This window comes from Nonomuraea sp. NPDC052265 (genome assembly GCF_044547985.1).
Taxonomy (GTDB): Bacteria; Actinomycetota; Actinomycetes; order Streptosporangiales; family Streptosporangiaceae; genus Nonomuraea.
Genome location: NZ_JBIUBJ010000005.1, coordinates 384,512 through 408,595, shown reverse-complemented (window position 1 = coordinate 408,595; position 24,084 = coordinate 384,512). Strand labels below are relative to the sequence as shown.

General features: G+C 72.1%; 24 protein-coding genes, 1 tRNA gene and 1 pseudogene. 12 read left to right on the top strand and 14 right to left on the bottom strand.

The features are described 5' to 3' along the window. Positions 1-10: 10 nt before the first annotated feature. Complete coding sequence (locus tag ACIHAD_RS18890; RefSeq protein ID WP_397355763.1) at positions 11-1,720, bottom strand: ATP-binding protein; 1,710 nt, start codon at positions 1,718-1,720, stop codon at positions 11-13. A 136-nt stretch (positions 1,721-1,856) separates the two neighbouring features. Beyond that, positions 1,857-2,423, bottom strand: a complete 567-nt coding sequence (locus ACIHAD_RS18885) for a hypothetical protein (protein ID WP_397355762.1) — start codon at positions 2,421-2,423, stop codon at positions 1,857-1,859. A 255-nt stretch (positions 2,424-2,678) separates the two neighbouring features. On the opposite strand from ACIHAD_RS18885, the gene ACIHAD_RS18880 reads away from it, so the two are divergent. Continuing rightward, positions 2,679-3,221, top strand: a complete 543-nt coding sequence (locus ACIHAD_RS18880) for a hypothetical protein (protein ID WP_397355761.1) — start codon at positions 2,679-2,681, stop codon at positions 3,219-3,221. Positions 3,222-3,275: 54 nt separating this feature from the next. Here the strand turns inward: ACIHAD_RS18880 and ACIHAD_RS18875 are convergent. After that, positions 3,276-3,349 (bottom strand) — tRNA-Lys (locus tag ACIHAD_RS18875). A gap of 101 nt (positions 3,350-3,450) precedes the next feature. On the opposite strand from ACIHAD_RS18875, the gene ACIHAD_RS18870 reads away from it, so the two are divergent. Both ACIHAD_RS18870 and ACIHAD_RS18865 read left to right on the top strand, forming a co-directional pair. Continuing rightward, the gene (locus tag ACIHAD_RS18870; RefSeq protein WP_397355760.1) at positions 3,451-4,290 is read left to right on the top strand and encodes an AAA family ATPase; all 840 of its coding nucleotides are present in this window, start codon (positions 3,451-3,453) and stop codon (positions 4,288-4,290) included. Continuing rightward, positions 4,283-5,662, top strand: coding sequence for a VWA domain-containing protein (locus tag ACIHAD_RS18865; protein WP_397355759.1), 1,380 nt, complete (start codon positions 4,283-4,285; stop codon positions 5,660-5,662). Before ACIHAD_RS18870 ends, ACIHAD_RS18865 begins: the two co-directional genes overlap by 8 nt. Before the next feature lie 6 nt (positions 5,663-5,668). On the opposite strand, the gene ACIHAD_RS18860 is transcribed toward ACIHAD_RS18865, so the two are convergent. Further along, a complete protein-coding gene (locus ACIHAD_RS18860; protein WP_397355758.1) occupies positions 5,669-6,433 on the bottom strand; it encodes a nuclease-related domain-containing protein in 765 nt (254 codons plus the stop codon). Positions 6,434-6,607: 174 nt separating this feature from the next. Here ACIHAD_RS18860 and ACIHAD_RS18855 point away from each other — a divergent pair, with 174 nt between their 5' ends. Further along, positions 6,608-7,198, top strand: coding sequence for a TetR/AcrR family transcriptional regulator (locus ACIHAD_RS18855; protein ID WP_397355757.1), 591 nt, complete (start codon positions 6,608-6,610; stop codon positions 7,196-7,198). On the opposite strand, the gene ACIHAD_RS18850 is transcribed toward ACIHAD_RS18855, so the two are convergent. From ACIHAD_RS18850 to ACIHAD_RS18840, 3 genes are read right to left on the bottom strand one after another with little or no spacing between them, the layout of a single operon-like run. After that, positions 7,157-8,212, bottom strand: a complete 1,056-nt coding sequence (locus ACIHAD_RS18850) for an acyl-CoA dehydrogenase family protein (protein ID WP_397355755.1) — start codon at positions 8,210-8,212, stop codon at positions 7,157-7,159. The two genes, ACIHAD_RS18855 and ACIHAD_RS18850, sit on opposite strands and share 42 nt — an antisense overlap. Further along, complete coding sequence (locus tag ACIHAD_RS18845; RefSeq protein WP_397355754.1) at positions 8,209-9,372, bottom strand: acyl-CoA dehydrogenase family protein; 1,164 nt, start codon at positions 9,370-9,372, stop codon at positions 8,209-8,211. The genes ACIHAD_RS18850 and ACIHAD_RS18845 overlap by 4 nt, the downstream gene beginning before the upstream one ends. Next, positions 9,369-10,571, bottom strand: coding sequence for an acyl-CoA dehydrogenase family protein (locus ACIHAD_RS18840; protein WP_397355753.1), 1,203 nt, complete (start codon positions 10,569-10,571; stop codon positions 9,369-9,371). Before ACIHAD_RS18840 ends, ACIHAD_RS18845 begins: the two co-directional genes overlap by 4 nt. A 107-nt stretch (positions 10,572-10,678) precedes the next feature. On the opposite strand from ACIHAD_RS18840, the gene ACIHAD_RS18835 reads away from it, so the two are divergent. From ACIHAD_RS18835 to ACIHAD_RS18825, 3 genes are all read left to right on the top strand, one after another. Further along, entirely contained in the window at positions 10,679-11,254 is a 576-nt protein-coding gene (locus tag ACIHAD_RS18835) for a GNAT family N-acetyltransferase (protein ID WP_397355752.1), read from the top strand. A 24-nt stretch (positions 11,255-11,278) separates the two neighbouring features. Next, positions 11,279-13,663, top strand: a complete 2,385-nt coding sequence (locus ACIHAD_RS18830) for a hypothetical protein (RefSeq protein ID WP_397355750.1) — start codon at positions 11,279-11,281, stop codon at positions 13,661-13,663. A 129-nt stretch (positions 13,664-13,792) separates the two neighbouring features. Beyond that, positions 13,793-13,918, top strand: a complete 126-nt coding sequence (locus ACIHAD_RS18825; protein WP_397355749.1) for a hypothetical protein — start codon at positions 13,793-13,795, stop codon at positions 13,916-13,918. A 42-nt stretch (positions 13,919-13,960) separates the two neighbouring features. Here the strand turns inward: ACIHAD_RS18825 and ACIHAD_RS18820 are convergent, their stop codons facing one another. Then, positions 13,961-14,533: a TetR/AcrR family transcriptional regulator gene (locus ACIHAD_RS18820; protein ID WP_397355748.1), complete on the bottom strand. Its 573-nt coding sequence runs from the start codon at positions 14,531-14,533 to the stop codon at positions 13,961-13,963. 82 nt (positions 14,534-14,615) lie between these two features. Between ACIHAD_RS18820 and ACIHAD_RS18815 the strand changes: the two genes are divergently transcribed. Then, complete coding sequence (locus ACIHAD_RS18815; protein WP_397355747.1) at positions 14,616-15,776, top strand: FAD-dependent monooxygenase; 1,161 nt, start codon at positions 14,616-14,618, stop codon at positions 15,774-15,776. On the opposite strand, the gene ACIHAD_RS18810 is transcribed toward ACIHAD_RS18815, so the two are convergent. The 5 genes from ACIHAD_RS18810 to ACIHAD_RS18790 all read right to left on the bottom strand — a co-directional run bounded on the left by ACIHAD_RS18810 (position 15,745) and on the right by ACIHAD_RS18790 (position 21,483). Continuing rightward, positions 15,745-16,677, bottom strand: coding sequence for a DMT family transporter (locus ACIHAD_RS18810; RefSeq protein ID WP_397355746.1), 933 nt, complete (start codon positions 16,675-16,677; stop codon positions 15,745-15,747). The genes ACIHAD_RS18815 and ACIHAD_RS18810 overlap by 32 nt on opposite strands. 164 nt (positions 16,678-16,841) lie before the next feature. Next, positions 16,842-17,216 carry a VOC family protein gene (locus tag ACIHAD_RS18805; protein WP_397355745.1) on the bottom strand — a complete coding sequence of 125 codons (375 nt, stop codon included), beginning with the start codon at positions 17,214-17,216 and terminating at the stop codon, positions 16,842-16,844. A gap of 53 nt (positions 17,217-17,269) precedes the next feature. Further along, complete coding sequence (gene secA2 / locus ACIHAD_RS18800) at positions 17,270-19,453, bottom strand: accessory Sec system translocase SecA2 (protein WP_397355743.1); 2,184 nt, start codon at positions 19,451-19,453, stop codon at positions 17,270-17,272. Positions 19,454-19,587: 134 nt separating this feature from the next. Beyond that, the gene (locus tag ACIHAD_RS18795) at positions 19,588-20,478 is read right to left on the bottom strand and encodes a DMT family transporter (RefSeq protein WP_397355742.1); all 891 of its coding nucleotides are present in this window, start codon (positions 20,476-20,478) and stop codon (positions 19,588-19,590) included. Positions 20,479-20,667: 189 nt separating this feature from the next. Continuing rightward, the gene (locus tag ACIHAD_RS18790; protein WP_397355741.1) at positions 20,668-21,483 is read right to left on the bottom strand and encodes an SAM-dependent methyltransferase; all 816 of its coding nucleotides are present in this window, start codon (positions 21,481-21,483) and stop codon (positions 20,668-20,670) included. Between the two features lie 190 nt (positions 21,484-21,673). Here ACIHAD_RS18790 and ACIHAD_RS18785 point away from each other — a divergent pair, with 190 nt between their 5' ends. Then, a complete protein-coding gene (locus ACIHAD_RS18785) occupies positions 21,674-21,961 on the top strand; it encodes a PRC-barrel domain containing protein (protein ID WP_352352063.1) in 288 nt (95 codons plus the stop codon). Positions 21,962-22,096: 135 nt separating this feature from the next. Here ACIHAD_RS18785 and ACIHAD_RS18780 read toward each other — a convergent pair whose 3' ends face one another. Continuing rightward, the gene (locus ACIHAD_RS18780) at positions 22,097-22,648 is read right to left on the bottom strand and encodes a nucleotidyltransferase (RefSeq protein WP_364084808.1); all 552 of its coding nucleotides are present in this window, start codon (positions 22,646-22,648) and stop codon (positions 22,097-22,099) included. 127 nt (positions 22,649-22,775) lie between these two features. Between ACIHAD_RS18780 and ACIHAD_RS18775 the strand changes: the two genes are divergently transcribed. The 3 genes and pseudogenes from ACIHAD_RS18775 to ACIHAD_RS18765 form a co-directional block, all read left to right on the top strand. After that, entirely contained in the window at positions 22,776-23,261 is a 486-nt protein-coding gene (locus tag ACIHAD_RS18775; RefSeq protein ID WP_397355740.1) for a DUF1360 domain-containing protein, read from the top strand. Between the two features lie 237 nt (positions 23,262-23,498). Continuing rightward, on the top strand, positions 23,499-23,648 hold the full coding sequence (locus ACIHAD_RS18770; RefSeq protein WP_165959640.1) for a GPGG-motif small membrane protein: 150 nt from the start codon (positions 23,499-23,501) through the stop codon (positions 23,646-23,648). Positions 23,649-23,846: 198 nt separating this feature from the next. Then, positions 23,847-24,029, top strand: a pseudogene (locus ACIHAD_RS18765) (ANTAR domain-containing protein); the annotation flags it as partial. Positions 24,030-24,084 lie beyond the last annotated feature (55 nt).

Here is a 24,084-nt window from a genome sequence, read left to right as displayed (position 1 = left end):
CGAGCTCCCTTCAGAACGGCGGAATGTCGTCTTCGACGCCCGGCAACCCCTGGAACGGGTCGGCCGACGGGCTCACCCGGGACGCCGCCTCGGAAGGACGGGTCGCCCAGGCGGGGAACGGGAAGGCGACGGCCAGCGGCACCGGGATCTCCGGCTGGGCGACGAACATGGTGCCCGGTTTGGCGATCGTGGCGCGTTCCCTGACGGCCGAGGGCAGCCAGCCGTACTCGGAGCGGGCGGCCTCGGCCGGATCGAGGCGGCCCGCGACGCGTACGGCGCTGTTGGAGACGATGCGGCGCTCCACCTCGGAGGCGGTCTGCTGGGCGCCGATGAGGATCACGCCGAGCGAACGGCCGCGCTCGGCCACGTCGAGCAGGATCTCCTTGATCGGCGAGTCGCCCTCGCGCGGCGCGTACTTGTTCAGCTCGTCGAGCACCACGAACAGCAGCGGCCTGGCCGTGCCCGAGGTCTCCTTGCGGTGGAACTCGCCGCGCAGCACGACGCCCACCACGAACCGCTGGGCCCGTTCGGGCAGGTTGTGCAGGTCGACGATGGTCACCTGGGCGTCGGACGTGCGGACCGAGTGGGCCCGGAAGAACGGCAGGTCGCCGCGGACGATCGGGGACAGCGGCTTGACCGCGCTGCGCAGCCTGCGCAGGAAGGCGTTGACCGTGCCGAGCGGGGTCTGGGCGCCGGTCCACTCGATGCGGGTGGCCTCGTCCTGCAACTGGTCGGACAGGAGCTCGACCAGGTCGCCGAAGGTGCGGCAGGCGGTGCCCCTGATCATGACCGCGCCGCCGTCGCCCACCGGCTCGGCCCACGACTTCAGCCGGGCCGCCACCTGGCCCACCAGCAGGGAGTACCCGGCGCGCTCGTCGTCGGAGTCGGCGAAGACGAACCGCAGCAGCTCCTCCTCGCACAGCTCGACCAGCGTCCAGTAGAACGAGCTGACGCCCTGGGTGCGGGCGGACACGTGCGGCACGCCGTTGGGGTCGCCGGGCCGCGGCGGCGCGAACACGTGCACGCTGCCGAACGGCTGGGCGGGCAGCCCGAGCCGGGCGTACGCGGCCCGCGCCCCGTCGTCGAGCCGGACGTTGTCGTGGTCGAGGAAGAGCAGGTCCTCGCCCTTGACGGAGAAGATCAGGGCCTTGGTGTTGGCCGACTCGGCGTCGAGCACGCCCGAGTTGAAGATCGAGTAGAGCAGGAACGTGGCGAAGGACGTCTTGGTGGCCACGCCGGAGACGCCGGAGATCGACACGTGCGCCCCGCGGGTGCCGTCGAGGAAGTCGAAGTTGACGTAGAGCGGCAGGCCGTCGCGGCCCGTGCCCATGGGGACCCGGCGGTCCATCACGTCGAAGTAGAGCGCCTGGTCGCGGTCGCCGGCCCCGGCCAGGAAGACCTTGGAGCCCGGCAGCGGCGGCACGAACACCTCGGGCTCGACCCTGGTCACCCGCACCTCGGCCACCTCGATCACGGCGGCGGGCAGCGCGCCCTCGGCGATGAGGAACACGTCGGAGTCGTAGGCGGCGCCCTCGTGCCTGGCCTCGACCGTCGTCACCACGCCCGCGACCAGCACCGGGCCGTGGCCCGGCACCTCGCGCCTGGTGACCACGACGTCGTCGAGCTGCAGCACCTTGCCGGGCTCCAGCCCGACCCAGAACGACAGCGGCGAGGCGGCCTGGGTGCCCAGGACCCGGCCGACCGCCTCACCGGACGCCATCGCAGCAGGAGACGTCTCGCGGCTCGCAGCCCCGTTGACCGTCACGAATCCCTCCACCACCAGACATGCCCTTCCAAAGGAGAGTAGTCGGGGCCCGGGGATGCGTCCGGCTCATCGACGCCTTCGCCGCGCCGCGTCAGAGCGCGAAGGCCGCCTTGGTCCAGGCGTACTGGGCGTCGAGCACCTCGCCCAGCAGGCCGGCCAGCGTGGTGTCCGGCTCCTCCGCGGGCCGCCTCGGCCCGATGCGGCCGCCCTCGGCGCTGCGCCCGGCCACCAGCAGCACCCGTGAACCCTCGCGATCGACCGCCAGGGCCGCCGCGGGCTCCCACGCGCCCTCCCTGTGCGCCGTGGCGGGCCTGCGCAGCCCCTCCCGGTACGCCGGAGGTCTCCACCCGCCCTCGCTCTCGGCGGGCGCCAGGGCATGCGCGGGGGCGACGACCACCAGCGCGTCGACCCGCATCGCCGTCGCCACCCGCCGCCGCGACTCGTCGAAGGCGCCCTCGGGCGGCACGGGCTGGGCCCGCATCGACTCGGCCATCATGCGCAGCAACGCGGGTAGGCCGAGCTCGCCCGGCGGCGCGGCCAGCTCGTACTGCAGGTAGCCGACCAGCGGGAACGGCGGATCGGGGAGGGTGTTGTAGCCCAGGAACAGCCTCGGCCACCCGGCCGCCTCGGAGGGGCCGGTCAGCGCGCCGTGAGCCACCCGCCCCAGCTCGCCGCACCCGTGGTGAGGCAGGCCATTGACTGACCGCAACATCGCCATGCACGAATTGTTGCAGACCGATTACCTTCAGTTGCGCGTTCTCCACGAGAGCCCGGGGCCTCCGCCGTCCAGCGTGATCGTCTTGATGGGAGCCATGGATACCAGCCGGGTCCGACAGAACCGGCTCCGCACAGCACGGGTTGTCCGGATGTGGACGGCTCCGTCAACCTGGGGCCGCCGTCCGCCGTCCCCTCTGTGCCACATCCGCCACAAAGGCGCGCCCCCGCCACCGGCCTGGCCGGCGAGATCAAGCTGTACGCCTACGCCGCCGTCAGCGGCATCGACCGGCTGACCTCGGCCACGGGCGTCGGCAGCCCCGGCCTGATCGTCCCGGGAGCGGTCATCCCCCTCCCCACGGCCACGGTCGACCTGCGGACCACGCCCCGGCATCCGGGAACCGGCACGGTGCGGCCCGCGTCCGTCAACTTCGGGCCGACCCCGCAGAAGCGCCTGGTCGAGTGCGAACTCCAGGACAAGGAGGCGCCGGCGTCGTACCCCCTGACCGTCACCGCCGCGGACGGGGACGCTCCGACCACTGCGGACACCCCGGCCCCCGAAAGCACGCCTCCGGCCGAGACCCCGGAGGAGAAGACGCCCGCCGCGACGCCGACGGGCGGCGCGGACACCGGCGGCGGGGGCGAGGCGGGCCCCGACGGGCGCGCGCTGGTGCTGGGCGGCTCGCTGGTGCTCGCCGCCGCCCTCACGGGCTCACGCCTGCGACGCCCGTCGCGCCCATAGCCCTGGAAAAAACGAAAACCGCCTGGCGAGCCAGGCGGTTTTCGTGTGCGCAGGTGCGCCGCCAGGGACTCGAACCCCGGACCCGCTGATTAAGAGTCAGCTGCTCTAACCAACTGAGCTAGCGGCGCTTGCAGAGAGGAATATACCGGTGATCCGCATGTTGGTCGAATCGACCTCGGATGAGCTCCTACCGCTAGAATAAAGTTCGGCCTGCAGACAGGGAGCATCGATGTTCGACTCGCCCGCCGACGTGACGGCGCGGCTCGCCGCCGTGGACTACCTCTCCGACGACGCCATCTCCACCTCGGTGTTCCTCGCCGCGGCGCTGGGCAAGCCGCTGCTGGTCGAAGGGCCCGCGGGCGTGGGCAAGACGCAGCTCGCCAAGGCCGTGGCCCAGGCGACGGGGTCCGAGCTGGTCCGCCTCCAGTGTTACGAAGGGCTCGACGAGGCCCGCGCGCTGTACGAGTGGAACTACAAGAAGCAGCTGCTCCGCATCCAGGCGACCAGCGCCGACGACGACATCTTCACCGAGGAGTTCCTGCTGGAACGCCCGCTGCTGAAGGCGATCAGGTCGGCCGACCCGACCGTGCTGCTGATCGACGAGACCGACAAGGCCGACGTCGAGGTCGAGGGGCTGCTGCTGGAGCTGCTGTCCGACTTCCAGGTCACCATCCCCGAGCTGGGCACGATCGCCGCGACGCGCAGGCCGTTCGTCCTGCTCACCTCCAACGCCACCCGCGAGCTGTCCGAGGCGCTCAAGCGGCGCTGCCTCTACCTGCACATCGAGTACCCGACGCCGGAGCGGGAGCGCGACATCGTGCTCGCCCAGGTGCCGACCATCCGCGCCGACCTGGCCGAGCAGCTCGCCAGGACGGTCGCGACCATGCGGGCGCTGGAGCTGAAGAAGGCGCCCTCGGTCGCCGAGACCGTCGACTGGGCCAACACGCTGCTGGCCCTCGGCCGGGAGGAGCTGGACGAGGCGACGGTGGCCGGGACGCTGGGCGTGGTGCTCAAGCACGCCTCCGACCAGACGCGGGCGATCAAGGAGCTGGGGCTGCCGGATGCCTGAGCGCATGTCGCTGGTGGACCGGCATGTCGGGTTCGTGCACGCGCTGCGCGGGGCGGGCCTGCCGGTCTCGCTCGCCGAGGGCCTCGACGCGACCCGCGCGCTGCGGGTGATCGACCTGAGCGAGCGCGAGTCGCTGCGGGCCGCGTACGCGGCCACGCTGGTCAAGAAGCCGGCCTACCGCCCCGGCTTCGACGTGCTGTTCGACCTGTGGTTCCCGTCGTCCACGACCGGCATGTACGCCCCGCGCCCCGACGACGCCCGGCTCGACCCGCGGACGGCCCCGGTGAACGAGTTGCGCGACCGCCTGGCCGACCTGCTCACCGCCGGCACGGACGCCGAACTGCGGGAGTTCGCCCAGGCCATGGTCGAGCGGTTCGGCCGCCAGCAGACCACCGGGCCCGGCCGCCAGAACTGGTTCTCCTACAGTGTCCTGCGCGCCCTGTCCCCCGAGACGCTGATGGCCCGCATCCTGGCGAACGTGCTGGCCGGGCAGGAACGCGGCGGACTGGCCGAGAAGACCGTGCGGCAGCGCGTCAACGGCAACGTCCGGCGGTTCGAGGAGGCCGTGGCCACCGACGTGCGCCGCCGCATCGCCGAGGACTCGGGGATCGAGCGCATCGCCCGCTCGGCCGTGCGCCCGCCGCTCGACCAGATCGACTTCCTGCGCTTCACCAAGGCCGACCTGGCCAGGCTGCGCAAGGAGGTCTATCCGCTGGCCAGGCGGCTGGCCGCGCGGCTGACGATCAAGCACAGGAAGGGGCGCAGGGGGCGACTGGACTTCCGGCGCACCGTACGGGCCTCGCTGCAGAGCGGCGGCGTGCCGCTGACCACGCACTTCAAACCGCCCCGGCCGCACAAGCCCGAGCTGGTCATCCTCTGCGACACCAGCGACTCGGTCTCGTCGTTCGCCCACTTCACGCTGCTGCTGACGTACGCGCTGCGGGAGCAGTTCACGAAGGTGCGGGCGTTCGGGTTCGTGGACAGGGTGGATGAGATCACCCGGTTCTTCGTGCCCGGCGCCGACGTCGTGGAGGCCATGACGAGGCTGGCGAACGAGTCCGACATGGTCCGCTTCGGCCGGACGAACTACGGCCACGCCCTGGAGGGCTTCGCCGAACGCCACGCCGACGCCATTGGCCCCAGGACCTCGCTGCTGATCCTCGGCGACGCCCGCTCCAACTACCAGCCGCCGGCCCTCGACGTGCTCAGGCGCCTGACGTCGGGGGCCCGCCACGCCTACTGGCTCAACCCCGAGCCCAGGCCGCAGTGGGACACCGGCGACTCGGTCGCGAGCGAGTACGGCACCGTGGTCGAGATGCACGAGTGCCGCAACGTCGCCCAGCTCACCGCGTTCATCGAGACCCTGGCCTGACGGCGGTCAGACCTTCTGCAGCTCCCTGGCCGCGGTGCGGGCCAGCAGCTCGACCTGCGCCTCGGTGAACACCACGCCCTCGACCGCCTTGATCCGCCTGGCGACCAGGCGCGGCTTGAGCAGCGTGAGGCCCTCGCCGGCCACGACGCCGCCGCGCGGCAGCAGCCCGCAGTGGACGGCCAGCATGGGCGAGATCGTGACCTCGACCCCGGTCTCGCGGGTCAGCAGCTCGGCGAACGCCTCGGCGGTGTCGACGAGCGGCTTGGCCCATTTGGTCCCGTACTTCTCGCTGAAGAACAGCCTGCCGTTGTAGCAGCCGATCTCGGTGTCGGGGCTCCAGGACTCGTTGTCGATGACCCAGATGCCCGTCGGGCCGATCACGAGGTGGTCGATCGAGGCCTTGTCGCGGATCGCGCGGCCGTCGAGCACCTGGTAGCCGTGCCTGCCGAGCTGCCTGCGCAGCAGCCGGCCGGTGATCAGCTCACCGCGCCGGGCTCCCCGCCAGACGGCCGTCGCGCGGAACGAGCGCCAGTCGATGTACCAGTCGACGGCGGCCACCAGACCGGCCGTGACGGCTCCCCAGAACAGGATGAACTCCGAGCCGAACCTCAGCGCGAGCAGGACGCCGGCCACCGCGCCCACGCCCGCCTTGACGTACCTGGACCGACGCCGGTTGGGGGCGTCCTCGCGCCAGAACTTCTCGTACCACCACTGCTGGGATGAGCCTGTGTACTTCTCGTCCTGCTGCACGTAGATAGAGCCACCGGGCACGGCAAACTCCCCGAAATGAGTAGAAACCTTCAGGATCTGCCACACCGAAGATCCCTCGCCGGTCTAACTGATACCCAAGCACGAACCAAGGTGAGCCTAAGGTGACGTAAATAAAACCCGCAAGACCGTCAACCGACCAGTCGGTATGCTGTGGCAGGTGACTAGGGGGACGATGTGAAGGAAGAACCCGTTCGGCAGCGGTTGCTCGCCGAGGCGACCAGGCTGTTCGCGGCCCGTGGATTCGAGGGGACCTCGGTCCAGGAGATCGTCCTGGCGGCCGGCGTCACCAAGGGCGCCATGTACCACTATTTTGACTCAAAAGACGATCTGCTGCACGAGATCTACGCCCGCCTGCTCCGCATGCAGATGGACCGGCTGACGCGCATCGCCGACGGTCCCGGCACGGTCCGCGAGCGGCTGCACCGGGCCGCGGCCGACGTCGTGGAGACGACGACCGCGAACCTGGACGACTCCAAGATCTTTTTCAGGTCGATGCACCTGCTCGCGACCGAGAAGCAGAAGACCGTACGCGCCGAGCGCCGCCGCTACCACGAGCGCTTCCGCGACCTGGTCGCCGAGGGGCAGCGCACGGGCGTCCTCAGCGACCGGGTGCCCGCCGAGCTGGTCGTCGACTACTTCTTCGGCTCGGTGCACCACCTGGGCACCTGGTTCCACGCGGACGGGCCGCTGACCGGCGCCCAGGTGGGCAAGCACTTCGCCGACCTACTGCTGAACTCCCTCGGGGCCGGGGACGCCGGCGAGTGAGGCCAGCGCCTCCCGGTGGTCGCCGGGCGTGCCGAGCGCGATCTCGGTGGCCTTGGCGCGCTTGAGATACAGATGCACGGGGTGCTCCCAGGTCATCCCGATCCCGCCGTGGAGCTGCACCGCCTCCTCGGCGGCGTGCACGGCCACCCCCGCGTTCCACGACTGCGCCACCGCGACCGGGATGTCCCCGGGATCGGCGGCCGCGCCGCGGGCGGCGGCCCTGGCCCTGACCACGTCCAGCCAGAGGTCGGCCAGCCGGTGCTTGATCGCCTGGAACGAGCCGACCGGCCGGGCGAACTGGTGGCGCTCCTTGACGTAGGCGAGCGTCGTGTCGAGACACCACTCGGCCACGCCGAACTGCTCGGAGGCCAGCAGGCCCGCCCCGAACCGCAGCACGCCGGTCAGGTCGCACGCACCGACGTCGCGGACCTCCGCCCCGGAGAGGGTGACGGTGGCGACCGGCCTGGTCAGGTCGAGCGAGGGCACGACCTCGACGGTGGCGCCCTCGACCTCGTACAGCCTGCCCTCGAAGGGCACGAGTAGCACGTCGGCCACGTCCGCGCCGGCCACGCCGGCGACGGTCCCGGACAGCCGCCCGCCCTCCAGCCGCAGCGACGACCCGCGCCCCGGCCGGTACGGCGAGGCCGCGAACGACACGACCAGCGCCGCCGTCCTGCGTCCCTCGGCCAGCTCGCCGAGCAGGGCGTCACCGGTGGGCAGCAGCGCCCGCGTGGCCAGCACCGCGCTGGTCAGGAACGGCACCGGCGCCACGGCCCGGCCCAGCTCCTCCAGCACGACGGCGACCTCGCTGGCCGACGCGCCCGCGCCGCCCAGCTCCTCGGGGACGAGGAGCCCGGCGACCCCGATCTCGCCCGCCAGCGTCTTCCACAGGTCCAGGTCGTAGGGCCGCGACTCGACGCGCCCGAGCACCGCGGCCGGCGGGCAGCGGTCGGTGAGCAGGCCGCGCACGGCCGCGCGCAGCTCCTCCTCGACCTCGGAGTAGAGCAGAGTCATCGCGGCAGGTCCTTCCAGGGCACGTCCTTGTCGACGCGGGGCTCGGAGGGCAGGCCGAGCACCCGTTCGGAGATGATGTTGCGCAGGATCTCGGACGTGCCGCCCTCGATCGAGTTGCCCTTGGCCCGCAGGTAGCGGTAGCCGGGGCCGCGGCCGTAGAAGTCGACGTCCTCCGAGCGGCGGAACGTCCAGTCGTCGTAGCCCAGGTCGCGGCGGAGCTCGACGTCGAAGCCGGACAGCGCCTGGTTGAGCCTGGCGAACGACAGCTTCATGCCCGAACCCTCCGGGCCGGGCTGGCCGGCGGCGAGCTGCTCGCGCAGCCGGGCCCCGGACAGGCGGGTCACCTCGGCCTCCACCCACAGCGCCAGCAGCCGCTGGTGCAGGTCGTGGGTGCGCAGCTCGGGGTGCTCGCGCCAGGCCTCCAGCACCGCGCCGACCATGCCGCCGCCGCGCCGCACGGGCGCGCCGCCGATCGCGACGCGCTCGTTCATCAGCGTGGTCTGCGCGACCCGCCAGCCGTCGCCGACCTCGCCCAGCCGCAGGTCGTCGGAGAGCCGCACGCCGGTCAGGAACACCTCGTTGAACTCGGCCTCGCCGGTGATCTGCCGCAGCGGCCGCACCTCGACGCCGGGGGCGTGCATGTCGCAGATGAAGTACGTCATGCCGCGGTGCTTGGGGACGTCCGGGTCGGTGCGGGTGACCAGGATCGCCCACCGCGAGTGGTGGGCGCCCGACGTCCACACCTTCTGGCCGTCGACCACCCACTCCTCGCCGTCCCTGACCGCGCGGGTGGCGAGGGTGGCCAGGTCGGAGCCGGCGCCTGGCTCGCTGAAGAGCTGGCACCAGATCTCCTCGCCGGTCCACAGCGGGCGCAGGAAGCGCCGTTTCTGCTCCGGCGTGCCGAACGCCAGGATCGTGGGCGCGGCCATGCCCAGGCCGATGCCCTGGACGCCGCCGTTGATCTGCGGCGTGCCGGCCAGCTCGTGCTCGACCACCTGCTGCAGTTCCCTGGCCGCGCCGAGGCCGCCGAGCCCTTCGGGGAACCAGACCCAGGCCAGCCCGGCGTCGAACCTGGCCCGCAGGAACTCCAGCCGGTCCCCGTCGGGGTCGTGTTCACCCAGGAACGCGCGTACGCGCTCCTGGATCTGCGCTTCGTTCACATGAACCTCTTCAGCTCGCGATAGGCCAGGGACCGCTTGTGGACCTCGTCGGGGCCGTCGGCCAGGCGCAGGGAACGGGCGCCCGCCCAGAGCGCGGCCAGCGGGAAGTCCTGGGAGACGCCGCCCGCGCCGTGCACCTGGATGGCCTTGTCCAGGATCCATTCGACGGTGACCGGGGTGGAGATCTTGATGGCCTGGATCTCGGTGTGGGCGCCCTGGTTGCCCACGGTGTCCATGAGCCAGGCGGTCTTGAGCACGAGCAGGCGGAGCTGCTCGATCCTGATCCGGGACTCGGCGATCCAGTCCTGGACCACGCCCTGCCGGGCGATGGGCTTGCCGAACGCCGTCCGGGCCACGGCCCGCCGGCACATCAGCTCGACCGCTCGCTCGGCCATGCCGATCAGGCGCATGCAGTGGTGGATGCGGCCGGGGCCGAGCCTGGCCTGCGCGATGGCGAAGCCGCCGCCCTCCTCCCCGATCAGGTTCTCGGCCGGTACGCGTACGTCCTCGAAGATCACCTCGGCGTGGCCGCCGTGGTCGGCGTCGGTGTAGCCGAAGACGTGCATGCCGCGTACGACGCGCAGCCCCGGGGTGTCGCGCGGCACCAGGATCATGCTCTGCTGCCGGTGCTTGGGCGCGTCGGGGTTCGTCTTGCCCATGACGATGAAGATCTTGCAGTTGGGGTTCATCGCGCCGGAGATGAACCACTTGCGGCCGTTGACGACGTACTCGCCGCCGTCGCGGACGATCGAGGTGGCGATGTTCGTGGCGTCGGAGGAGGCGACGTCGGGCTCGGTCATCGCGAAGGCCGAGCGGATCTCGCCGTCGAGCAGCGGGCGCAGCCACTCGTCGCGCTGCCACTGGCTGCCGAACATCGACAACACTTCCATGTTGCCGGTGTCGGGGGCGGCGCAGTTGGTGGCGGTGGGGGCGATGCCGGGACTGCGGCCCATGATCTCGGCCAGCGGGGCGTACTGGAGGTTCGTCAGGCCGGCGCCGTGCGCGCCCGGCAGGAACAGGTTCCACAGGCCGCGCTTCCTCGCCTCGTCCTTGAGGTCGTCGAGCAGCGGTGGCGGGCTCCAGCCGGCCGCCGCGGCCTGCTCCTCGAAGGCGGGCTCGGCCGGATAGACGCATTCGTCCATGAAGCGGAGCAGGCGCTCGCGCAGGTCCTCGGTGACGGTGTCGAAGGCGAAGTCCATGCCGGTGAGCCTACCGACCGGCCGGTATGGCTGTCGACAGGTGGTTCCCCGCAAAAACCGACAGGTGGCCGTCAACCTGCGACGGGACCGCGTCCTATCGTGGCGGCATGACCGCCAAGCTGCCCGCGCCCGTGGTGCTGGAGAACGACGTCGTACGCCTCCAGCCGCTCACCCTGGACCACGTCCCGGACCTGTTCGCCGCCGGCGGCGGGGACGACGAGCTCTGGCGCTGGCTGCCGATCGCCACCCCGCGTACGGAGGCGGACCTGGCCAGGACGGCCCGCGCGCTCATCGACGACGACCACCACGTCCCGTTCGCGGTGATCCCCAAGGAGACCGGACGCCCGGGCGGCTGGACGACCTACATCGACGTGCCCGGCTTCGACGACAGCGTCGAGATCGGCTGGACCTGGTACGGCCGCGCCCACTGGCGCACCGCGGTGAACACCAACTGCAAGCTGCTGCTGCTCGACCACGCCTTCGGCCTCGGCCACAACCGCGTCCTGCTCAAGACCGACGTGCTGAACCTGCGTTCCCAGGCCGCCATCCGGCGCATCGGCGGCGTGCACGAGGGCACCTTGCGCCGCCACCGCAGAAGGCCCGACGGCACCTGGCGCGACACGGTCTATTTCGGCATCCTCGAAGAGGAATGGCCGGAGCACCGGGCTCGACTGAACCGCTGAACGGAAGGCGGCATCTAATCCCGCATGACTGATCGGCTGGGAGGCTACTGGCTCGGCGCCCGGCTCGACGGCGGCGGACGGACGGCCGTCCGCGAGGCCTACGACGAGTCGGGCGGTCGCCATGCGCTCCACCTGCCTGGGCCGGGCGCGTACGCGCAGGTCCGGGAGGTGCGTTCGGTGCACGCCGCGCGGCTGGTCGAGGCGTGCCCGCAGGGCGATCCGCCGTATCTGGTCAGCGAGTACATCGAGGGGCCGACGCTGCGCCAGGTCGTCGACCGGCACGGCCCCTTCGCCGGCGACGACCTCTACCGCCTGGCCGCCGCCACGGCCACCGCGCTGGCCGCGGTGCACGAGGCGGGGGCGGTGCACGGGTCCCTCACGCCCGACAAGATCATTCTGGGCGCCGAGGGGCCGCGCCTGGTGGGGCTGGGGCTGGCCGACGCGGAGGCGGGGCCGGCCGGTGACGTCCAGGCGTGGGGGCGCGTCCTGCTGTTCGCCGCGTACGGGCTCACCGAGCGATTAGGCAACGGGGAGCGCCTCGACCGGCTGTTACGCGGCCTGGTCGCCGCCGCGCTCCACGACGACCCCGAGCAGCGCCCGGACGCCCGCCGCCTGCTCATGTCCCTGCTCGACGCCCCCCAGTCGCAGCTCGGCCGCCTGCTGCCGCCCGAGCCCGTCGACGACCCGCCGCTCGGCGCCCGCGCCGAGGCGATCTACCTCCAGCTCTGCCGGGCGGACCAGGATCTGGTGCCCGAGGTCTTCCTGCGCCTGGTCGGGCTCGACGAGTCCGGCGGCGACACCGTGGCCCCCGCTCCTCGCGACGATCTGGTCGCCGGACGCGCCCCCGACGAGGTGGCCGCGATCGACCGGGTCCTGGAGGCGTACGGGAAGGCCGGGATCCTGACGATCGCCGACCAGGGGCCCCTGACGATCACGTACGCGGCGCTGCTGCGGGCCTGGCCGCGCCTGCACGAGTGGCTGGACAGCGAGCGGGACGGCCTGGCCGTGCACCGGGAGCTGGCCCGGGCGGCGCGGGCGTGGGAGGCGGGCGGGCGCCGCGAGTTCGACCTCTACCAGGGCGAACCCCTCGACCGGGCGATGGCGTGGGCGGCCGGCGGGCGGCGGCGGGTCACCCTGAGCGCCGGCGAGCAGACCTTCCTGGACGAGGGCCTCGCGCGGGCCCGCGGGGGCGCGCGCAGGCGGCGGGCGCTCATGGCGGGGCTGCTGTCGGTCGCGGTGCTGGCGGCGCTGCTCGCGGTGTGGCAGCGCGGGGCCGCCGACGGGCGGCTGGAGCAGGCGATGGCCAAGGTGGCCGCCTCGCGGGCCGAGGCGCTGCGGGTGGCCGATCCGGTGACCGCGCGCCGGCTGAGCCTGGCGGCCTGGCGGCTGGCCCGGGTGCCGCAGGCGCGGCGGGCCCTGACGGCGGCGGCGGCCGACCCGGCCGTGGACGTCTTCACCGCCCCGGACGCCGGGCCCCGCACGCTGTACGCGATCAGCGACGACGGCTCGCGGCTCGCCGCGCTGACCGACGACACGGTACGCGTCTACGACGTCCCCGGGCACCGCGGGCTCGCCGAGACGGCCGGTCCCGAGCAGAGCGTGCGGGCGATGGCCTGGTCCCCCGACGGGCGCACGCTGGCGTTCGTGGGCGTGGACCGGTCGTACCTGTGGGACACCTCCTCGGGGCAGGGCGTGGGGCCGCCGTTCGGGAGGGGGCTGGGGGCGCCGGGCGAGCAGTCGGCGTGGTTCAGCCCGGGCGGCGGGCTGCTGTTCGCCGCGGCCCGGCAGTCGGGCGAGCGGTGGGCCTGGGACCTGCGGGCCCGCCGGGCGGCCTTCGTCGGCGAGTACGCCGTGGCCGGGCCGGGCGACCGGGTGGCGCTGACGTTCGAGGGACGGCGCTCGGCGATCAGGCGCGGCGACCGCGTCACCCCCGCGCCCTGGCTGGACCGGATGCCGTGGGAGTACACGACGTTCGCGCCCGACGGCGAGCGGGTGGCCATCGCCGAGGAGACCGGCATCCAGATCTACGACCTGGACGGCGTGCCCGTTCTCGGCGCCCGGCTGCGGCCCTCGCCCGGCCACCTGCGCTTCAGCCCGGACGGCCGGCTGCTGGCCGGGACGGACAACGACCGGGTGCGGGTGTGGCGCGTCCCCGACCGCACGTTGCTGGCCGAACGCCAGGTGCCGGTGGGGGGCGCGGACCGGCCGGCGCGGGCGGTGCTCGCGGGCGACGGGCGCACGGCGCGCGTGCTGACCGCGGGCGGGACGGTGCTCACGCTGGACCTGGCCCGGTCGCCCGCGGCCGGCGACCCGGCGTCGGCGGTCTGCGCCCGCTACGGGGGCCTGTCGGCCGCGGACTGGGCCCGCCACCTGCCCGAGGTGCCCTACCGCGCGACCTGTCCCGGCTGATTCCCGGCCATACGCGAAATTTTCTCGAATTCGTCCGGTGGATCGTGAACCAACCCCCTTGCCCGGCACGTAACTGTAGTCATACGGTCACCGTGAGCTGTTGGTCGAGAGAAGGAGAGTTCCCCCCGTATGGGCAGGCATGAGGCACCCCCCAAGGACGAGTCGCCGGAGGCCGAGCCCGGCGCGGCCGACGGCCACCGGGAGCCTCGCGGCAAGCACGCGAGGGACGGCCAGGACGCGGGCGGCGAGGAATAGGCCGCCGAAGGCCATAAGCGGTCGACACGGGCGTCGGCGGACCTATCCGCCGGCGTCCTCGTTCCGCAGCATGCCGGCCAGCAGGTCGCGCAGCGCGAGGGTGAGCTCGTCCAGGGTGGGCACGGCGCCCGCGCCCGCGATCGCGTCGAACATCAGCCCCTCCCCGAAGGCCACGAGCTGGCGGGCGTGGCGGACCGGGTCCTTCGAGCCCAGGGCGGCCAGCATGGCGAGCGCCGGGTCGCGGAACCGGCGGCCCGCCCGGTTGTAGATCTCGCGCAGCTCGGGGCGCCTGGTGGCCTCCAGGGCCAGTTCGTAGCGGGCCAGGGTGCGCCTGCGGTCGCCGAGCTGCACGTGCAGCACCTCGGCCAGCAGGGCGGGCAGGCCGTCGGGGGTGAGCGGCCCCGGCTCGTACGCCACGGCCATGACCTCCATCTCCAGCTCGGTGAGCCGGGACAGGGTCAGCTCCAGCAGCGCGGCCCGGGTGCGGGCCAGGTTGGACGTCGATCCGGGCGGCAGCCCGGCCGCCTCGTCCACGGCGCGGTGGGTGAGGCCGCGCATGCCCCGCTCGGCCAGCAGGGTGATGGCCGTGTCCGCGACGGCGTCCGCTCGTTTCACGGATCGAATACTACAGGGGTAGTGCGACCGAACTACAGGCGTAGTACGGTGACACTACAGACGTAGTGAACGAGGAGGCGTCATGCCCAAGGCTGTGGTGATCGGTGGCGGTATCGGAGGGCTGGCTTGTGGCGTGGCTCTGCGCCGCAAGGGGTGGGAGGTGAGCGTCCTGGAGCGGGCGGCCGCCGTCGAGCCCGTCGGGTCGGGGCTCGCGGTCGCCGCCAACGCCCTGAAGGCGCTCGACACGCTGGGCCTGGGCGACCGGGTGCGCGAGCTGTCCACGGTGGAGGGGCCGCTCGGGGTGCGGCGGGCGGACGGCCGCTGGCTGACGCGTACCACGGCCGACCACGCCGACGCCCGGTACGGGGACTCGGTGGTCGTCATGCTGCGGGCGACGCTGATGGACGTGCTGGCCGACGCCCTGGAACCGGACGTCCTGCGGCTGGGCACCACCGTGACGGGCGTGGACGCCGAGCGCGGGATCGTGCGTACGGACGCGGGCGAGGTCGAGGCCGACCTCGTCGTGGGCGCCGACGGCATCCACTCGGCGACGCGGCGGGCGCTCTTCCCCGGGCATCCGGGGCCGGCGTACTCGGGGGTGACGGCGTGGCGGGCGCTCGTCCCGCGCGACGGGCTGGCGATCCCCCGGTCGGAGAGCTGGGGAAGGGGGCTGGTGTTCGGCATCCACCAGCTCACCGACGACCTGGTCTACGTGTACGCCACCGACCTGTCACCCGCCGGCGCCACCCACGAGGACGAGCGGGAGGAGCTGTTGCGCAGGTTCGGCGGCTGGCACGAGCCGATCCCGGCGCTGCTGCGGGCCGCCGACCCCGCCCGGATCATCCGCAACGACGTCCACTACCTCAGGACGCCGCTGCCCGCCCTCCACCGGGGCAGGGTGGCGCTGGTGGGCGACGCCGCCCATCCGATGACCCCGAACCTGGGCCAGGGCGCCTGCCAGGCGCTGGAGGACGCCGTGGTGCTCGCGCACCTGGCGGGCGGCGACCTCGCCGCCTACACCGCCGCCCGGCTGGCGCGCACGTCGGCCGTGGTGCGGCAGTCGATGACGATCTGCCGGGTGACCAAGGTGCGCAACCCGGTCGCGGTACGGCTGCGCGACCTCGCCATGACCGTGGCGGGCCGGCTCAGCCCGGAACTGATGTTGCGCTCGATGGACGACGTGCTGTCCTGGCGCCCGCCGGCCGAGGCGGTCACTGACCGGACGCGGGCCGCTGACCGGTGACCGTGCCCTCGGACGCCGCCTCGGCGGCCACCGTCGCCGAGGTGAGCACCGGCGGCACGGGAGCGGGGGCGGGGGCCGGCTTGGAGTGGTCGGGGGTGAGGCGGCCCAGGGTGATCGTGCCGCCGATGGTGAGCGCCCCGGCCAGCAGGGCGGGGACCGCCGTGGACGGGCTGGTGGGCAGCGGTTCGCCGAGCAGGATCGCCCCCGCCAGCACCGACGTGATCGGGTCGATCACCTGGACGCCGGCGTAGGCGATGCCGAAGTAGCCGACCGCGTACGAGCGCTGGAGCAGCACCACCGCGCAGACCAGCAGCACCGGCACGGCCAGCGTGAACCAGTGGATCAACCGGCCCCACTCCCCCTGGAGGCCGCCGCCGACCACCCGGACGAACGTCGAGACGCTCGCCGTCACCACGCCGGCGCCCACCGACAGCAGCAGCGCCCGCGCGGGCCCGTGGAAGCGCCGCGCGAGCACCTGGGAGGCCAGCGCGATCGCCGCGATGACGCCCAGGAAGCCGAGCGCGGCGCCGCTGCTCAGCCGGGGGGTGACGTTGTGCTGCGGCACCAGCAGCATGAGCCAGAGCAGGCCCACCGCCACGGCGATCGAGCCGAGGATCTCCGCCCGGTACGGCTTGCGGCCGTACATGAAGGCGGCCAGCGGCACGGCGAACACCAGGGTGGCCACGCTGATCGGCTGCACGGCCACCAGGGGCGCGAAACTGAGCGCCACGGCGTGCAGGCACGCCCCGGTGAAGCCGATCACGCCGCCGATCCACCAGCGGGGGCGCCGGACCAGCTTGAGCGAGGCGCCCGCGGCCACGGCCTCGTACTGTTGGAGGGCGGCGCCGAGCGCGTATCCCAGCGCTCCGGCCAGCGCGATGAGCAGTCCGACCCAGGTCATCGGCGCCCGCGCAGGGGCAAGGATCCGTGCAGGAGCATTGCTCAAGCTTATGAGCCGAGCGGAGCACTACCATCATTCTTTAGGCTGATAAATCACCTAACTACGGCTGCCACCTGCACGAACATGTTGCCGATCCTTGATGCCCCGCGAGGGCGTCGCGGCCCCTACGATTGCTCGGGAACCACGCAGAACAGGTGGCCCTCCGGGTCCTGCAGCACGATCCAGCGCGTCCCCTCCTCCGTGACGCCCGGCTGGAACTCCGGCTTGACCGCCCCGAGCGCGGTGTACTCCTCGACCGCCTTGTCCAGGTCCGGCACGCGGAAGTCGAGGTGGAACTTCTTGTCCGGGCTGGGCCAGGTGCCCGGCTTGTAACCCGGGACGCGGCCGAAGTAGATGCTCGTGGAGCCGTCGCCGATGGCCGCGTACTCCTCCTCCGAATACTGGATCTCGAAGCCGGTCACCTCGTGGTAGAACGCGGCCAGCTTCCGCGGGTCGTCGCAGTCGATGGTGAAGGCGATGAGCTTGGCTTTCGTTGTCATACGTCCATGCTGGCAGGCGTACCTGTCATCTTCCGTCAGGTACGCCCGGCGGGTCAGCCGCGGCGCGTGGCGGCGGTCACCCGCTTGAGGATCCGGTCCCATTCCGTGCCGAACGGGTTGTCCTGCACCAGGTACGTCCACGTGGCCGACGGGCGCTTGAGGTCGGGCTCTGGGGCCTCGAAGGACTCCAGCGAGCGGCGTTCGACCTCGGCCTGCAACGCCTTGTACTCGGCCACGGCCTCCCGCTGGAACTCGTCGACCGGGCTCATCCGGCCCAGGGCGCGCAGGTGGATGCCCTCGCGCAGGTCGTTGAGGAAGGCCAGGTGCTCGGTCCAGCAGGTGTCGATGGCGTGCAGGACGATCTGGCGGGCCGTCTCGTCCCTGGTGTCCTCGGGCAGCTCGGCCCAGCGCTCGGGGTCGGCCTCGGCCAGCGCCTTGGCGGCGGCGTCGCCGTGCAGGACCTTGTCACGCCATTCGAGGATCAGCTCACGCTGGTGTTCGAGCAGCCGGGTGTAGCGCCAGGTGTTGCGGTGGATCTCCAGGTTGACGCCCTCGGCCACCCGCTGGGCGTGGCCCACGATGTACGCCCCGCGCCGGTGGCGCACCAGCCCGTCGGGGTCGGCGGCCGGCGGGCGCTCGTCGGGGACGAACTGGGTGATCAGGTCGTCGGTCATGCTGACGAAGAAGACCGAGCCGCCGGGGTCGCCCTGGCGGCCGGCCCGGCCGCGGAGCTGGTCGTCGAGGCGGCTGCTGGCGTGCCGGCCGGAGCCGATCACGTAGAGGCCGCCGAGCTCGGCCACGCCCTCGCCGAGCCGGATGTCGGTGCCGCGGCCGGCCATCTGGGTGGAGACGGTGATCGCGCCGCGCTCGCCCGCCCTGGCGATGATCGTGGCCTCTTCGGCGTCGTTCTTGGCGTTGAGCACGACCGGCTCCATGCCGCGGCGCTGCAGGAGCTTGGCGAGGTTCTCCGACTCGGCCACGTCGAGGGTGCCGATGAGGATCGGCCGGCCCGTCTCGTGGACCTCCTGGATCTCCTCGACCAGCGCGGCGTCCTTGTCGGGGACGGTCGGGTAGACGCGGTCGGGCTCGTCCTGCCGCACGCACGGCCGGTTGGACGGGATGACCGCGACCTTGAGCCCGTAGAACTCGCCGAGCTGCTCGTTGACCGCGACGGCGGTGCCCGTCATGCCGCAGATCTGCGGATAGCGGCGGATCAGCCCCTGGACGGTGATCGAGTCGAGGATCTCGCCCTTCTCGCTCGGCGGCAGCGCCTCCTTGGCCTCGACGGCCGCCTGGAGCCCGTCGGGCCAGCGCTGCAGCAGCGCCACCCGGCCGCGCGAGGGGTTGATGAGCTGCACCCTGCCGTCGCGGACGATGTAGTCGACGTCGCGGGCGAGCAGCGCGTGGGCGTGCAGGGCGAGGTTGAGCTCGATGAGGGTGCCGGGCTCGTGCTCGTCGTAGAGCTCGACGCCGAGGATGTTCTCGATGCTGTCGGCGCCCTTGGGAGTGAGGTAGACGTTGCGCGCCTGCTCGTCGATCTCGTAGTGGTAGCCGCGGACGAGCGTGCGGACCAGCGCCGCCATCTCCGGCACGGCGCTGCCCGGGTCGGCCGCGCCGGCCATCACCAGCGGCACCCTGGCCTCGTCGACCAGCACGGAGTCGGCCTCGTCGATCAGGGCCACCTCGGGCGCGGGCACGATGATCTCGGCGGGGTCGGTGCGCAGCCGGTCGCGCAGCACGTCGAACCCGATCTCGCTGACCGGCCCGTACGTGACGTCCTTGGCGTAGGCGGCGCGGCGCTCCTCCGGGGTGGAGTTCTGGTCGATCCAGCCCACGCTGACGCCGAGCGACTCGTAGAGCGGGCCCATCCACTCGGCGTCGCGCCTGGCCAGGTAGTCGTTGACGGACATCACGTGGACGCGCTTGCCCTGCAACGCGTAGCCGGCGGCGGCCATGGCGCCCGACAGGGTCTTGCCCTCGCCGGTCGCCATCTCGGCCACCTTGCCGTCGAGCAGGGCGAGCGTGCCCAGCAACTGCACGTCGTACGGCCTGAGCCCGAGGGTGCGGTCGGCGGCCTCGCGCACCACGGCGCAGAACTCGGCCAGATCGTCCATGGCCGGCGTCGGCAGCTCTTCGAGCTTCCCGATGCGGGCCGCGCGCTCGTCGGCCGCCTTGACGATCTTCAGATAGGGGGTCAGGTTCACCCCGCCTGGACGATCCAGGAGGTTCCTGAACATTCCCTTTATCGAGGCCACAGTTCCTCCAACGCACGTTTCGCCGGCGCCGTTCCCTTATGCCGAAACGAGAGAGCGGAGCGACGATACGGCAAGCGTCGCCGTACCGGACCTTAACTCATCACGGGCCCTGGACCTCACATCTCCGTTTCCGCTTTCAGCGCGAGAACGGCGACGGCGGCCAGCAGCAGCGCGCACCCACCCCAGGCGAGCGGCGTGAGCCGTTCGCCGAACAGCACGACGCCGATCAGCGCCGCCCCGGCCGCCTCGCCCAGCGAAATGATCGAGACCGTGGTGGCGGGCAGCGCGGTGAGCGCGCGGAAGAACAGGCCGTAGGCCAGGGCGGTGGGGACCGCGCCCAGGTAGAGCAGCAGCGCCACCGACGACACGCTCAGCTCGGGCAGCACGCCCGCCGGCAGGGCGAAGGGCGCCAGGCAGGCTGCCCCGACCGCGAAACCGCCGACGGCCGTGCCCTGCGGGTCGGTGCTGTGGCGCCGGGAGAAGAGCGTCACGCCGGCGTACCCGGCGGCCGAGAGCAGGGCGTACCCGATGCCGGCCCCGACCCCGGCCCCCACGCCTGCCGGGGACCCGGCCCGGACGACGGACTCCCAGGTGAGCAGGACGAGCCCGGCCGGCGCGACGGCCAGCGCGACGCGGGTGACCGGGCCGAGCGGCTCGCGCAGCAGCAGGCGCCCGCCGAGGGCGGTGAAGATCGGCGTGGCGCCCATGGTCACGACGGTCGCGACCGCGACGCCGGAGCCGGCGATGGCCGCGAAGTACGCCGTCTGGTAGACGGCCATGCCGGCCCCGACCGGCAGCACGTGCCAGGTGAGCCGCCGCAGGCGCGACGGGCGGCGGGTGAGCGCGAGGAGGAAGGCGGCGCCGAGCAGGTAGCGCCAGAGCGAGACGCCGACCGGGCCGAGCCCGCTGGATTCGAACAGCAGCGCGCCGGCGGCGCCGCCGGTGCCCCAGGCGGTGGCGGCCACGGAGACGTAGACGGCGCCACGGCGGGCGGAGACAGGGGTCATGACAGGAGTTCTCCGGATGGAGTGGTCGGAATGGGCCCGTGTGCGGGCAGCAACCACCCCCGGATCCGTCAGACCCGGAAATTCCTGGAACGCCGCCGCCCGCTAGAGGGCGGGCGGCGGGGAGCAGACGAGGAAGCGACGCGGCATGGCCGACACCCTAGCCGTCACCGGTCGCGCGGGGCACCAGGATTACGGCTTGCGGGCCACGCCTCCCAGCAGCAGTTCCTCCCAGGGGGCCAGCGGGCCGGGCAGCCGCTCGTCGGGGTGCCATTCGGGGAAGTGCACCACCCCGGGCTCGACCAGGACGAGCCCGTCGAAGTACGCCTCGATCGCCGCCCTGTCGCGGAAGTGGCCGGTGCCCATGGTGGCCTGGAGCAGGGCCTCCAGTGCCTTGGCCTTGGGGTTGCCGGAGGCGAGCATGTTGGAGACGGCCAGGTGGCTGCCGGGGGCGAGCTCGGCGACGTACCGCCGGACCAGGCCGTGGGGGTCGTCGCCGTCGGGGAACAGGTGCAGCAGCCCGACGGCCAGCAGGGCCGTGGGCTGGTCGAGGTCGATCAGCCGGCCCAGTTCGGGGTGGCCGAGCACGGCCTCCACGTCGCGGGCGTCGGCGGTGATCGCGGTGGCGTTGGGGTTGCCGCTCAGGATGGCGCGGGCGTGCGGCTCGACCATGGGGTCGAGGTCCACGTAGACCACCCTGGTACGGGGGTCGGCGAACTGGGCGACCTCGTGCGTGTTCTCGATGGTGGGCAGCCCGGCGCCGAGGTCGATGATCTGCCTGACGCCCGCCTCGCGGACGAGGAAGTCGACGATCCGGCCGATGAAGGCCCGGTTGCACCAGACGAGGTCGACCACCTCGGGCACGGCGTCCTTGAGCCGGCGCGCCACCGAGCGGTCGGCGGAGAAGTTCTCCACGCCGCCGAGCAGGCAGTCGTGCACGCGGGCCACGCTGGGACGCGTGACATCGACGCCCGGAGGGGCCCACTCCTGCGCTTCGCCGAGAGTCATCCGGCCCCCTTTCCTGTCCGTGACGCGGATCGTATCCGCCGCCACCGACGCTTTGTGGGGGGTTTACCGGAGTCTGTCCGGGTAGCGGGAGTCTTGCCCGAGAAAAGACGGAAGAAGAGAGGAAGAGAGCCCGATGGAGCTCTGGAACTATCGCACTGACGTCTATGACCGGGGTCAGAGTCTGGATCTCGTGGGGTACCACGTCCAGGCGACCGACGGGAAGATCGGGTCCGTCGACGAGGCGACGTACGAGGTCGGCGAGAGCTACATCATCGTCGACACCGGTCCCTGGATCTTCGGCAAGAAGGTCATGCTGCCGGCGCAGGTCGTCACGCGCATCGACCCTCAGGAGCGCAACGTGCACGTCGCGCGCACCAAGGCCGAGATCAAGGACGCGCCCGAGTTCGACGAGGGCAGGTACAAGGAGCCCGAGTACCGTACGCGGCTGGGTGACTACTACGGCCGCTACGGCGGGTGACCCTCGCAGTCTGCCCTGGAAGGAGGGCCGCGTCCGATCCGGACGCGGCCCTCCGCCCGTCCCGGGCGGCCTCCGCCAGTGCCTCCGTCAGTGCCTCCGTAAGTGCCTCCGCCAGTGCCTCCGTAAGTGCCTCCGTCAGGGCCATCGGCTCTCGCCGCCGGCCACCACCGGCTCGCTCAGCACGCCCAGCCGCTCCAGCAGGGTGACGAACGTCGTCGCGTACGGCGAGTCCGCCGTCACCGCCACCACCCTCGACCAGTCGACCTGCTCGCGCAGCGCCCGCACCTGGGCCAGCAGCGCCCCGTAGTCGCAGGCGTGCTCCGACAGCGGCAGCAGCCACGAGATGACCAGGTCGGTGGCCTCCAGCACGGGCACGATCACCGCCGACGCCTTCAGCGGCTCGGCCCGGTCCAGCAGTTCCTCAGTGATCTCGTGGTCGGAGACCCGGAAGATCAGATCCACCAGCCGGCCCTCGTCGTACGCCTTGACCAGCCAGTCCTCCGGCGGTTTGGCGGTCTGGAAACCCAGCCCGCGCAGGGCCTCCAGCGCGGCGGGCACGTCATGCTCGGTGAGGACGAAATCGACGTCGTGCAGGGAGGGGGCGGCGCCTCTGGCGTAGGCCGCGCAGCCGCCGGCCAGCGCGAACTTCACCCCGGCGTCCTTCAGCCCGGAGCTCGCGCGCTTCAACGTGTCAAGGATGGCGTCAGTGACCGCGTGACCATGGCTGCTCATGGTTCCGGGCTACCCGCACGATCGTCATGTAGGCGTTGCGGACGGCGCGTAGGGACAGGGGTTGAGGGTAGCGCCACACCCTATGACCGAGATGCTGGAGAAGACGGAACGGACGTACGGCAACGGGCATGATCGGCCGCTGGGCGGCTACATGGGCATCCTGGCCACGTACGGCGCGGGGGTGGCCGGCGCGGCGATGGCCGTCGTGCTCACCAAGAGGAAGCTGCCCGAGCGGGTCGGCGTCCTGGACATCGCACTCATGGCGGCCTGCACACACAAGGTCTCCCGGCGCCTGGCCAAGGACCCGGTCATGAGCCCCCTGCGGGCGCCGTTCACCAGGTACGAGGGCCAGGGCGGCCCCTCCGAGGTCCAGGAGGAGCCGCGCGGGCCGATGGGCGAGCTGCTGGCCTGCCCGTTCTGCCTGGCCCAGTGGGCCGCCACCGCGTACGCCGTCGGCCTGGTCTGCGCCCCCAGGGTGACCAGGCTCGTCGGCGCCACGATGACCGCCGTGGCCGTCTCCGACTGGCTGCAGCTCGGCTACGCCAAGCTGATGAAGTCGGCCGGCTGACGCACCCTCGGGAGCACTTCGCGCTCGCAGAACGGCCTCGTCCTCGGTGACCGACTCGGAGATCCACAGGGTCCCGAAACCGGCGCGTTCGGCGGCCTTGGCCTGACGTACCAGTTCTTGGGGGTTGTGTTCTTCACACGACAAGAAATTGCCGAATGTCCGTCATGAACCACCACCTGCCCGTTACGGCGGAGGAAAACATGTTATGGAGTCGCGCGTGGGGGCAGTTGCAATCCCATGGCTACTTTGCTTTGGATCATCGCCGTCATCCTCGTCATCTCCGGGATCTACGTGATTCTGGCCCGGCGCGACCTCCTCTGGGGGATCGTGCTCATCGTCCTCGGCTTCCTCGTGGGCCCGGGCGGGGTCAGCATCTTCAATGTGTAGGGCGGACGCCGCACCGCACTCCGCCCACCCTCACCCGCCCACCCTCACCCGCCCACCCTCACCCGCTGGGCCGAACCTCGAGAACGGCCCAGCGGGACCACATAGCTTTGCCGAAACATCAGCAGCATCAGCCCTCAATCCCGATTCATCGGGCATGGGGAGCGAGTGAGCAGATTTCCGCCGTTCAGCCGCTACGAGATGAACGCGGCTTCGGCAAGGGTCCGTGAGCAGCTCGCTCGCCTGCGCCGCCACCTGCGTACCCAGGCCATCCTCGACGAGGCCACGGCCCGCCTGGCCACCCGGCTCAACATCCGCCCAGGCGAGGCCGCCGTGCAACTCGCCAGGATGGCCCAGCACAGCGGTCTGGAGCTGACCGAGGTCGCCAGGGGCATCGAACCGCCGCCCGAGCAGGAGCTCGAACGGCCCGAGGTGCCCG

Coding starts and splice junctions, on each gene's coding strand:
- ACIHAD_RS18890 (WP_397355763.1), bottom strand. CDS start 1,720: ATGGCGTCCGGTGAGGCGGTCGGCCGGGTCCTGGGCACCCAGGCCGCC.
- ACIHAD_RS18870 (WP_397355760.1), top strand. CDS start 3,451: ATGTTCGACTCGCCCGCCGACGTGACGGCGCGGCTCGCCGCCGTGGAC.
- ACIHAD_RS18865 (WP_397355759.1), top strand. CDS start 4,283: ATGCCTGAGCGCATGTCGCTGGTGGACCGGCATGTCGGGTTCGTGCAC.
- ACIHAD_RS18850 (WP_397355755.1), bottom strand. CDS start 8,212: ATGACTCTGCTCTACTCCGAGGTCGAGGAGGAGCTGCGCGCGGCCGTG.
- ACIHAD_RS18840 (WP_397355753.1), bottom strand. CDS start 10,571: ATGGACTTCGCCTTCGACACCGTCACCGAGGACCTGCGCGAGCGCCTG.
- ACIHAD_RS18835 (WP_397355752.1), top strand. CDS start 10,679: ATGACCGCCAAGCTGCCCGCGCCCGTGGTGCTGGAGAACGACGTCGTA.
- ACIHAD_RS18830 (WP_397355750.1), top strand. CDS start 11,279: ATGACTGATCGGCTGGGAGGCTACTGGCTCGGCGCCCGGCTCGACGGC.
- ACIHAD_RS18825 (WP_397355749.1), top strand. CDS start 13,793: ATGGGCAGGCATGAGGCACCCCCCAAGGACGAGTCGCCGGAGGCCGAG.
- ACIHAD_RS18815 (WP_397355747.1), top strand. CDS start 14,616: ATGCCCAAGGCTGTGGTGATCGGTGGCGGTATCGGAGGGCTGGCTTGT.
- ACIHAD_RS18810 (WP_397355746.1), bottom strand. CDS start 16,677: ATGACCTGGGTCGGACTGCTCATCGCGCTGGCCGGAGCGCTGGGATAC.
- ACIHAD_RS18805 (WP_397355745.1), bottom strand. CDS start 17,216: ATGACAACGAAAGCCAAGCTCATCGCCTTCACCATCGACTGCGACGAC.
- secA2 (WP_397355743.1), bottom strand. CDS start 19,453: ATGTTCAGGAACCTCCTGGATCGTCCAGGCGGGGTGAACCTGACCCCC.
- ACIHAD_RS18795 (WP_397355742.1), bottom strand. CDS start 20,478: ATGACCCCTGTCTCCGCCCGCCGTGGCGCCGTCTACGTCTCCGTGGCC.
- ACIHAD_RS18790 (WP_397355741.1), bottom strand. CDS start 21,483: ATGACTCTCGGCGAAGCGCAGGAGTGGGCCCCTCCGGGCGTCGATGTC.
- ACIHAD_RS18775 (WP_397355740.1), top strand. CDS start 22,776: ATGACCGAGATGCTGGAGAAGACGGAACGGACGTACGGCAACGGGCAT.
- ACIHAD_RS18770 (WP_165959640.1), top strand. CDS start 23,499: ATGGCTACTTTGCTTTGGATCATCGCCGTCATCCTCGTCATCTCCGGG.